Genomic DNA, 12,082 nt, shown 5'->3' with positions numbered 1-12,082 from the left:
TTTAATAAAAAATAATTAACAGCGCATTGGCATCATAAGACTTGTTACCGTTCGCATCTGTTGCAATCAATTTAGTACGATACACCCCGGGAGTCACATTTTTCCCCTGGGTGTTTTTACCATCCCATGTAATGATATTGCCCGGGCCGGCTGACACATCTTTCGTTGTTATCTGTTTGACAATATAGTTCAACCCGTCATAGATGGTTAAGGAGACGTCTGCCTGCTTTGAAAGGGTATAAGACATGATGGTTTGATTCTCATCACTGTAGGGAAGGGCATCCGGATTAAAATAGGCCGGATTGACCAGGGGATCTGATATCATCGGCCGGTTATTGATGATAATGGCATTTTCAGGCAGATACCATCTGAAAACCGCCAGCACGTAGCTTTCTGATGCTACCAGATTACCGGAATCATCGGTTCCATCCCATGTTAATACATAATTACCCGCCTTTTGCGGCTGTCTCAGCACAAGGGTTTTGATACGATCCATGGCCCCGCCTCTGAACGGAGAAATATACACGGTCACCTCGGATTTGGTCTCCAGTTCATACCGGAAAAAATTGGTCTCGGCATTCAGGGGATTAAACGTGGTCGGATAGGTTGGGGTTATCTTGGCAATATCCGGGCTGATGGTATTGGTCAGATCATATCGGTAGGTCTGACCGCCGGTTTCATATTCTATTACGTACAGATAGGCGCCGGATGCCAGGACCTGACCGGCCTCATTCTTACCATCCCAGGTGTCGGAATAGTATCCCGGTGCCCGGGACGCATCTTTTACCAATGTTTTGATCGTGTTTCCTGTCCGATCGGTTACCAGAACCGTTACCGTTGCTGTGGCAGTGAGAACCGAGTTGATATCAATGGTTTCACCCACCGAGGGATCGAAACTCTCCTGACCCAGGTAAGCCGTGATCCCGGCGGTGACAAGAATATTCACCGACGCTGTATCTGTCAGACCGGCATCATTCGTCACTCGGAGAACGGCAGTGAATGATCCGGGAAGGGTGTAAACATATCCGGCATTCCCCGTATCAGTGGAACTGACGTCATAGGTGCCGTCTCCGTCAAAATCCCATTCGTAGGTTACAATGGTATCCCCCGGGGAACCCGTGCCGGTGAATTGAACGCCCAGTGCTGCAGCGCCATGGGTGACAGATGCTTCGGCTTTTGCCGTGGGCGCACCCTCGGCTTTGACTTCAATCCGGGATGTCCCTGTTCCCTGGTTGCCGTCATTGTCCGTCACTCTCAGTGTGGCCGTATACACCCCTGTATCGGTGTATTGGTGGGAAGTGATGCCGGAGATCGTCGAGGTATAATCATAGGTGCCGTCCCCGTCAAAATCCCATTCATGGTTGACAATGGTGCCATCAGAATCTTTTGCAAGCCCGGTGAGGGTAACGTCTAATGGCGCATTCCCCTCTGTTGGATCTGCAAGGACTGAAACCACCGGGGCATCATCCGATATCTGAACCGTAATGGTGACCTGTTTGATATCGCTAAACCCTCTATTGTCTGTAACCGTAAGGGTTGCCGGATAGATTCCCGGCTGGTTGAAGGTATATTCTTTATTCTCACTGATCCGGGTTTCCCAGTCCGTTGACCCGTTCCCGTCAAAATCCCATCTAAAATATTCTATGGTCCCACTGGGACTGTTCCCGTTTGCGGCAAAGCGCACCGTTAAAGGGGCTGTTCCGGAGGTGGGATAGGCAATGGCAATGGCTTCAGGATAGGTGCCTGCATTAATGATAACCGTATCTGTATCAGTGTTGCCATCATTGTCCGTAACGGTCAGTGAGGCCATATACTCACCGATTTGCGGATAAACATAGGGAACCATCTGATCTGCTGTCAGGCTGACCAGATTTCCAGACCGCGGTGCGAGCACAACCGATGTGGGTCGGTTAAATCCGCTGATGCGGCGGAGTTCTTTTCCCGTATCGGTGATGACAACGAGTTGATTATTGTAGTAATCCGCCACCCATACCGTGCCGTCAGCAGCACTGACCACTGCCTCATGGGGCTGGTTGAACCCGTCAACCCGAACGATCTCACGGGTGCAGTCTGAAGATATCCTGACCATTTGATCATTATTGTAATCACATACCCAGGCACTGCCATCCATAGGACTGATGGCAATGTGAACGGGTTCATAAAATCCGGTGAGCAGTTGATGATACGGGGTGTCTTGAACACTATTTAACTTCCAGTAGCCCACCAGTCCGACTTCTGAACCAGTGAGTTCACTCTCTTTATGATCTGCCAGTTCAATCATCGTGCGGGGTTTATTCCAAACCCGTACGTCATCAATCTGACCGATAAAATAATTTCCCAGGGAGCCGTTAAAGCTGTCAAAGTCAGCCCCGATAAGGGCGTGGGAACCTTCAAATTTTATATCGGCTGGAACCGACACGGCGGGTGAACCATAGGATACCCCGTCTGCATAGCAGCTCAAGGTCTCATTTGCTGCATCATAAGTGAGGGCCACATGATGCCAGTTCCCATCGGCAAAATTAAGGGAACCGCTGAATTGTTTCGTGGACCCATTATCCACAATGGCTTCAATGGTTGAATTGTTATAAAAACCAAAATACAGTTCATTTTCACCCGATCCATTGCCTCTCATGAAAATGGTACGACCATTGACGGAGGTGGATTTGACCCATGCTTCAACGGTAAAGCTGTCCATATCCGGGAACGCATTTTCCGGTATCAGTACATAGTCACCGCTGCCATCCATGGTCATTGCACCGGAAAGGTTACCCGTATCGGCGACCGTATTCCCGAACAGCATGGCAGATAAACCGGACCGAGCCTCCGGGGTAACGGATTGTACGGATGTGTTGTAGCCGGACGGTGTATCGGCGGCCAGTTTTACCACTCGGTTGTTATACCGGTCTGCGATCCAGGCAGATCCATCCTCCTGATTTACCGATACCCAGAAAGGCCGGTTAAACCCATCTATCCGGGCCAATTGGTTGCCATCCGAATCCAGTTTGACCACCTGATTATGATAATAATCGGACACCCAGACACTGCTGTCATCCAAAGATACCGCCACAGAAGTGGGATAATAAAACCCATCAATCCGAAGGGTTTCAGTGCCGTTGGTATCCAGTTTAACCACCTGGTTGTTGTAGTAATCGGCTACCCAGACACTTCCGTCTGCCGGGTCAGTTGACACGCCATAGGGCCGGTTAAATCCATCGGTCCTGGAGAGTTCTTCCTTTCCATTCGCACTGAGTTTAACGATCTGATTATTGCTGTGATCGCTGAGCCATACGGTGCCATCCGGGTTCATGGACAACCGGTAGGGGTTGTTAAATCCTTCCACAAGGGTTTGTGTCTGATATCCATTCAACCGGTGTACCGTGTGATTATAATAATCTGCCACCCAGGCCACATCACTGCCAAATGACCAGTCATACCGAACGATGTTCCCGTCCGGATCAGATGACCCAATGGCATCAAAGTTGACGGTTAATGGGGTGGCACCGGTTTTCGGGGTGGCATTGGCCATGGCAATGGGAGCACCGGCTTCCTGGGCTGTAATTAACAGGTCTGCCGTGGCTGTCAGGCCGTCGGCATCCGTCACCCGGAACAGGGGATGGAAAGGACCGGGAAGCGCATAGGTATGAGACGTATTCCCGGTATCGGCGGAACTGTAATCATAGGTGCCATCCCCCTCAAAATCCCATTCATACAATTGAATTTGCCCGTCAACATCTATGCCGGTACCGGTAAGTGTTACCGTCAATGGGACAGATCCTTTGGAAATAGAGGCGGATGCAGTTGCCATGGGTGGATTTTGAGTTTCCTCCACCGTTATGGTTCGGGTGGCTGTGGCGGTTAAGCCATCATTATCGGTCACCCGGATAACCGCATCGTAGGTTCCTGCTGTTTTATAGGTAAAATATGTGACGCCAGTGGCGGTTGAAAACCAGTCATAGGTGCCATCTCCATCATAATCCCATTCATACCGGATCAGGGACCCGTCCTGGTCGCTGCCACTGCCGTTGAGGGATACGCTGAGGGGCGCTTTCCCCGTCGTGGGGGTGGCTAAATTGGAGACGGTGGGGGCCTGCTGTGCTACCTGTATGGGTATGCTGGCATAGGCCTGGTTTCCCAGCGTGTCCGTCACCCTGAGGATGGCAGTGTAGGTGCCGCCGGGAGAATAGGTATAACTGCTGCCGGCAGTTGCCTGGCTGCTGTAATCAAACACGCCGTCGCCATCGTAATCCCATTCATAGGTTGTAATGCTGATATCTTCGGCAAGACCCCGGACATGACCTCCCAGGGTTACCGTCAAAGGGGCTTCCCCGGATTGGGGAGCGGCAGATGGAAAAACCGTCACCGGGCCGGCATAAATGCTGCCGGGGGTTGCATAGGTCATCAGACCGGTATTATCGGTCACCCGGAACATGGGAGTGTAATTGTTCGGCAGGGTATACGTATGGGTCGTATTGCCGGTGGTGGCAGAGGTGTCGTCATAGATGCCGTCCCCGTCAAAGTCCCACGCATACTGGGCAATACTGCCGTTATCACTGCCGCTTCCGGTAAAGGTCACCGCCAGGGGAACAGACCCGCTTGTGGGGGTTGCAGTTATCATTGCCATGGGGGGTTGAACCTGGTTCCGTTTAGCCGTGTCCAGGGAAACGGACAGCGGATCATTAAATCCACCAATCCGCAGGAGTTCTGTTCCGTCAGGGGCTAGTTTGACCACTTGATCGTGGAGATAGTCAGCCACCCATACCGTGGCATCGTCTGAATTTACGGCCACGTCATGGGGGTTGTCAAGTCCTTGGACCCAGGCGGTTTCTACCCCATCGGGCCGCAGTTTCACCACGCGGTCGTTTTCATGATCAGCCACCCATACCATCTGGTCACTGGGATTCAAAGACAGGCTGTAAGGACGGTTATAACCGCTTTTTCGATACAGTTCAGATCCGTCGGCCGCCAGTTTCACCACCTGGTTGTTGTAGTAGTCTGCCACCCAGACCCCATTGTCTGACAGATCAAGGGATAGACCATAGGGGTCATTAAAGCCGGTGATGATTTGAGAATAGGAATCCGACACTGAATTCAACATCCAGTATCCCGCAAGTCCCGGGGAACTGCTGCTGATCTCGGCATCTTTGCCGGCCATAATCTGTGCCGGGGTGCGGGCCACATTCCATAGACGGACATCATCGATATGGCCTTTGTAGTAATTGCCCGGATAACTGTTAAATCCGTCAAAATCAGCCCCGATAAGGGCCTGGCTGTTGCCAAAATCCAGGGTGACGGCCATTGCCGCAGGATCGCCATAAGCGGCCCCATCCACAAAGCATAGCAGTTGGGTGGTGTCATACACCAGGGCCACGTGGTGCCATTCTCCGTCTGTAAAATCAATGTCACCGCTGTAGTATACGGAATTACCATTATCCAGTATGGCCTGGAGGGTTGTGGCATTTTCAAAACCGAAATAGAGTTCATTCCCTCCGGATGCATTCCCCCGCATGAACAGGCATCTGTCCGTTACATAACTGCCTTTCACCCATGCTTCCAGGGTAAAATTCTGGACATCCAGGGCGGAATCGGGTGGGATCACGACATAATCACTGCTGCCGTCAAACCACAGGCTGCCGGAAAGGGTTCCGGTATCCGGAGAAATATCTCCTATGAGCATCCCCATATTCTGGTTTGAGGTGCTGTCCGGCGTAATCCCCGACGCAGAGGCCACAAATCCATTGGGCACATCCGACAAAAGTTTTACGATTCTGTCGTTAGACGTATCAGATACCCAAACCGTACCGTCCCCTGAATTCACCACAATATCGGACGGGTTGTAAAATCCATTGATTCGCTTTATTTCGGTTCCGTTTGAATCCAGTTTGACCACCTGGTGATGGGTTCGATCCGCCACCCAGACGCTGTTGTCAGCCGTATTTACGGACAGTCCCCAGGGATCATTAAACCCGGTAACGATTTGATGATGGGGCAACTCAATGGTATCCAGTTTCCAATACCCCACAAGACCGGTTTCACTGCCGGTGAGTTCACTTTGACGACCCGCTGAAATCTGGGCTTGTGTCCGGGCCACATTCCAGACCCGGACATCATCAATGGTTCCGAAAAAATATTCGCTGCAGCAATTTGATCTGCCGATCATCAGGGGATCTGTATTTGAGGTGTCCGGTGTTACGGCTTTTTCTGCAATAAACGCCCCATCCACATAGAGTCGAAGCATCCCGGCGGTTCCATCATAGCTGGCGGCCACATGATACCATTGTCCCATGGTCACCGGGTCTGTTGTTGCCAGGAACTGCCTGCCCCCGTCATATGCCAGTACACTGATTTTGTCGCCGGTCATCATCAGAGCAAAATCCTTGCCCTGGCTGACTTTTCCGATAATGGTCCGGTTGCCGCTCAGGTTATCCGGCTGGATCCATGCTTCAAGGGTCCACGAGGCCATCCGGTAAATCGGGGCATCCGGGATCTGTACATAATCACCGCTGCCGTCAAAATAAAAACCCTTGTTCAACTGCCCGGTTTCGGAAACGCTTGTATTTCCATATAGGACTCCCCGGTTGCTGTTGGCAGTGCCATCGGCGGCATAGGACACTGCCACATTGTATCCGTCCGGCACATCCTTTGATAATTTCACCACCCGGTCATTGGTCGTATCAGACACCCAGACATTTCCGGTCATAGGATTTGCTTCAACCACCCGGGGGCGGTTAAATCCATTCACGGTGGCCAGAATATCTCCCATGTCTGAAAGTTTGACTACCCGGTTGTTGGCATAATCCGCGACCCAGACATTGGTTGTATTTTCACCGGCCACAATGGATACGGTCTGGGTTGTGACAGTGGCATTTCCCGCATCATCCGTCACGCGAAGGGCCACGGTGTAATCCCCATGGGCCGTATAGGTATGGTCAATAAAATCCCCGGCCCATACATCGTCAATATACCAGCCATCCGCTGTATCGGCGGTATTGCTGGTCAACCGGAACCGCAGTTTAACCGTGGCATTTCCGGCATAGGCGGACAGGTCCAGTTCCTCCTGTGTCCATTGGGTCAGGGTTGCATTTGAAAAAGATTTGAGTTGACTCCATGTTGCACCATCATTACCGGAGATTTCAACCTGGCCATAATCGCCATATTTAAAATTGTATTTATGCCAGAAAATCAGTCGTGGCGCAGTGGCGGATGAAAGGTCTATGGTGGAAGAGGTCAGGGACGTATCTGTGCTGTCCGGATACTCTCCATCCGGGCTGTCTGTCCAGCAATAGGACAAAGAATGTGCCTGGGTTGCCACCCTGGCCCATGACCCGCCCGGCGTCCAGTAAGCGGCGCCGTTTTCCATGGTATCACCGAAGGCAGTCGGTGAAATGGTCTCAAACGTACCGTCTCCATCAAAATCGATTTCATAGGTGGCAATGGTGCCGTCCGGATCCATGCCATGGACATAAAATCGGGCCCCATGGGGTGAAAATCCTTGGCTGTCGGGGCTATAGATAAGTGCTGAAGGATCTGTAGCCGCCTTTACCCGGACCGTTACCTGGTGGATAGCGGTCAATCCATCATTGTCGGTCACCCGCAGGGCTGCCGTATAAGTGTTTGCCGTGGTGTAGGTGTGGGTGGTCTCTCCCGTGTCTGTTGACGTGAAGTCAAATGTGCCGTCATTGTCGAAATCCCATTCATATGTGGCAATGGTGCCGTCCGGATCCATTCCGGATCCGTTAAATGTCACGGCAAGGGGGGCATTTCCCTGTGCAGGCACGGCAGATGCATATGCCTGGGGAGGGGTTTGGGTGACCGTAATCGTGACAGAATCGGTATTGCTATGCCCAAGGTCCGTGCTTACCCGAACGGTTGCCGTATAGGTTCCTGCTGTCTGGAAAACATGAAGGGCGTTGGGACTGATGTCTGAAATGGCATCATAGGTGCCGTCTCCATCAAAATCCCATTCATACTGGGTGATGGTTCCGCTCAATTCCGTTACCATGGCTGTCAAAAACACCTCAAGCGGGGCAGGACCGCTGATGATATTTGAGCCTGCCACCACGTCCGGGGAACTGAAAACAGAAATGTCCATGGATCGGCTGATCGCATGGTCATCATTATCTGTTGCCGTAAATACCGTATGATAGATACCCGGCATGGTATAGGTGTGAGTGGTATTACCACTGGTGGAAGAGGTGTAGGTGTTTTGAGACCCGGTATCCCTGACAGCAACAGCTCTGGGGAGGCTGAATCCGTCTAACCTGGCCAGTTCTTTACCCGCCGGGGATAGTTTGACGATCTGATTGTGACTGTAATCTGCTACCCAAACCATACCGTTGCCGGCATTCACTGCCACACCGGTGGGATAAGAAAATCCGTTCAGCCGCAGCACTTCCGACCCGTCCGAGGCCAGTTTGACCACCTGGTTATGGTAATAATCTGCCACCCAAGCCGTATTGTCCGTTGGATTTACCGCAATGCTGTAAGGGTCGCTGAACCCTTCAATTACCAGATGGCTTCCCGTATCCTGGCCAATATGGTACCCATCCCTAATCCCGGCGTTCAGACGCGTCACGGTATCGCTCCCGGTATTGGCTACCCAGACCGTTCCGTCTGCACGATTGACATCCAAAGAGATGGGGGAGGAAAACCCGCTGATTCTAACCAGTCCGGTCCCGTCCGGGGCCAGCTGAACCACCTGATGATTGCCATAATCCGCTACCCAGACGCTGCCATCAGTGGGGTTGACCGATACGCCATAGGGAGTGGAAAATCCGCCTGTCCGGGACAGTTCTGTTCCGTCCGGGGATAGCTTAACCACCTGGTTGTGGGAAGAATCGGCCACCCAGACGGTTCCGTCAGACGGATTAACCGATACGCATCTCGGATAATAGAATCCGCCAACCCGAACCAGTTCTGTGTGCCCGTCGGCAGAGAGCCTGACCACCTCATGATGGTAATAGTCTGCAATCCAGACCGTTCCATCAAGCGGATTAATCGATATTGAATACGGATTATTAAACCCGTCGACCCTGGCCATTTCGCAGGCGCCATCCTGGCAGACCCGCACCACCTGATCATTCGAATAATCTGCTACCCAGACATATTCCTCCCCAAAGTTCCAGTGAAAGGTTTCAATGGTCCCGTCCGCGTCTGATGCGGTTGCTGTAAAGGCAACGCTTAGAGGGGTTTCACCTGTTTTAGGGGTGACATCTGCGGTGGCCTCCGGAAAAGTGGCCGGGTCAATGCTGATATTTACCGTATCTGTTGTTTGATTGTCATCATTATCGGTTACCCGGAGTGTGGCCGTAAACTGACCGGATTGAAGATAGGTATGGCTGATGGCGCCATCATCAGTTTCCTTCCAGTCAACCTCTGCAGAACATATCCTGACATCATCAATATACCAGCCATCATAATTTGTGCTGCCATTGGATGTCAGCCGGAACCGGATCCGGACATCAGGGTTGGGCAGATACGAACTGATATCGGTGGTCACTTCGGTCCACTGGGCCTGGGTACCATAAAAATAGGTGAGCTGGTTCCAGTTATTTCCCCCATCAACGGAGATTTCAACCCTGCAGTAATCATAATATCGCTCGGTCTCATACCGGTGCCAGAAACTCAGGGCTGCCGTGGATACGGCGGATAGATCCAAGGCAATGGTTGTTAACGACTGGTCTGCATTCTCGGCATATGCCCCCCCCGGACTGTCGGTCCAGGCGGTATCTTTACTGTGAAAATCAGAGGTGACAAGTCCCCAGGGGCTATCGGCCTGCCACTTGTCGGATACACTGTCCATGCTGTCTGAAAATAAGGAACAGTCCCCGAAATGCCATTCATATGTGGTGATATTTTCTGTGGAACTGCCCATTGCGTTGAAATTCACGGTAAATGGTGCCCGTCCGGATGTTTTGTCTGCATTGGCAACCCCTGTCAGGGAAACCACTGCGGTTCCAACGTCAATGGAAGCCGTGGTCGTACCCGTGAGGCCATCATTATCCGTTACCCTGAGCCGGGCCGTGTAGGATCCGTCACTGCCGTAAACAAAAGAGGTGTCAGGGCTGGATATGGAAAACCAGTCATAGATGCCGTCATCTTCAAAATCCCATTCATACAACATAACAACACCGTCCGGGTCTGTTCCCGAGCCGGAAAAAGTAACCATCAAAGGAGAGACACCTGCTTGTGGTGATGCGCTGACTGTGGCCACCGGCAAAGAGACGTCCACGTTAATTGCGATCTGATCTGTTGCTGTATAGGAACCGTCCGTCACCTTAAGCGTTGCAACATAATGGCCGGGTTCAATGTAGGTGTAGGTGGTATCAGGAGTGGTTTCTGAAAAATAATCATAGATATTATCGCCGTCAAAATCCCATTGAAAACTGTCCACAAACCCATCAACAGGATCAATAAATTGGCCGGTAAAACTCACTTCCAAAGGGGCATTCCCCACGGTAACATCGGATTGGGCAACCGCCTTTAGTGCCCCGATCCGGACAATCTGGGAATAATCCGTTGCCGTGAGCCAGTCATTGTCTGTCACCCTGAATACAGGATTATAAATTCCTTCGGCCGTGTAGGTATGGGTTGTCACACCCGTTGTGGATGAGCTGAAGTCTGTGTTGCCGTCCCCGTCAAAATCCCATTCATACCGTGTAATTGAACCGTCGGGGTCCTTTCCCGTTCCGGTGAAGGTGATGGCCTCTCCGGCGGCAGCGGTTGTTACATTGAGGGCTGTTGTTGCCCCGGGATACCGGTTGCTTGATACCTCATCTGAAATAACAGAGATGGTCATGGGCCGGGTGATCCCACTGATCCGCATCCGTTCCGTTCCGTTGGGAGTAAGATTGACAATCTGGTTGTTGCTGTAATCCGCCACCCAGGCGGATCCGTCCAGGGGATTGACCCCCACGGCATAGGGATCAATAAATCCGCCCACCCGGCAAATCAGAGACCCGTCCGCTGAAAGCCGGACCACCTGGTCATTGTTATAATCGGCTACCCAGACAGAACCGTCTGTGGTACTGGTATCCAGGGATCGGGGCTGATTGAACCCGCTGACCCGAACGATTTCCGTCGTGGCCGTGGCAGACAATTTTACCACCTGGTTGTTGCCATAATCCGCAACCCATGCGGTGCCATCCGCGCTGTTCACCGACACGCAATAGGGAGAATTGAAACCGGTTTTGGTGGAATGATGGCCAATATCCGTTTGGATGTCATACCCATCCGGGACGTCCGGGGATAACCGGACCACTGTATGATGTCCTGTATCTGCCACCCAGACCTCGCCGCGGTCTGAATTGACGGACACCCACCGGGGACTGCTGAATCCACTGATCACGATATGGCTCCCGGTATCGGTTCCCACGGCATAGCCGTCTGTCACCGAGGGCAGCAATTTGACCACCCGGTTGTTGGCATAATCCGCTATCCAGACCGAACCATCCCGGGGATCTGTGGCAATTGAATACGGATCCATACCGCTTACAGAAAGGAGTTGTGTGCCATCAAACCCGGACAGCTTTGTCACCTGATCATCCGCTGAATCAGCCACCCAAACCGTGTTATCTTGGATATCGCCGGCAATGGAAACCGGATCATTAAACCCGTCGATGTGCTGCAGGCGGTTTCCGGTGGCTGACAGTTTGAATACCCGTTCCGTGTCGTATTCAGCGCCCACCCAAAGGCCAAAGGAGATGCCGTTTTTCCCGAAATGGGCGGACAGGATATCCAGGTCCTTATGGTCCACGGTCCTGTCCTGGTTCATGTCTGCATCCGGATTCCAGGCGGTATCCGTGGCAACGGACCCATTTGCCCGTCCGAACAGAATCAGGTCAAATCCGTCCACCCGTCCTGAACCATTCAAGTCTCCCGGCAGTCCATATGCTGCCATGGGAAGTAACAGAATGGCTACTACAATAGCCGTCAGGTTAGCTAAAAATTTATTCCAGCGCATATCCATCATACTTTCCCCCCGGTTTTTATCCATCGAGATTGCTATAATTTTTGTAGTATAAAGATAGTTCTAGTCGGTTGTCAAGTTTTTCGGCGATCCTGTTCATCCGGCTGTTTTTTCATC

General features: G+C 51.9%; 1 protein-coding gene. It reads right to left on the bottom strand.

The annotated features are described in order from the left end of the window. Window position 1 precedes the first annotated feature (1 nt). The gene (locus Q1Q15_RS14145; protein ID WP_300461110.1) at window positions 2–11,992 is read right to left on the bottom strand and encodes a PKD domain-containing protein; all 11,991 of its coding nucleotides are present in this window, start codon (window positions 11,990–11,992) and stop codon (window positions 2–4) included. Window positions 11,993–12,082: the final 90 nt, after the last annotated feature.

The organism is Desulfobacula sp. (assembly GCF_030145145.1).
Lineage (GTDB): Bacteria > Desulfobacterota > Desulfobacteria > Desulfobacterales > Desulfobacteraceae > Desulfobacula.
The sequence above is the reverse complement of the archived record's forward strand: the minus strand, read 5'-3'. Positions and strand labels throughout refer to the sequence as shown.

What these genes read in the sequence shown, in the direction of transcription:
- Q1Q15_RS14145 (WP_300461110.1), bottom strand. Translation starts at nt 11,992, where the DNA reads ATGGATAAAAACCGGGGGGAAAGTATGATGGATATGCGCTGGAATAAA.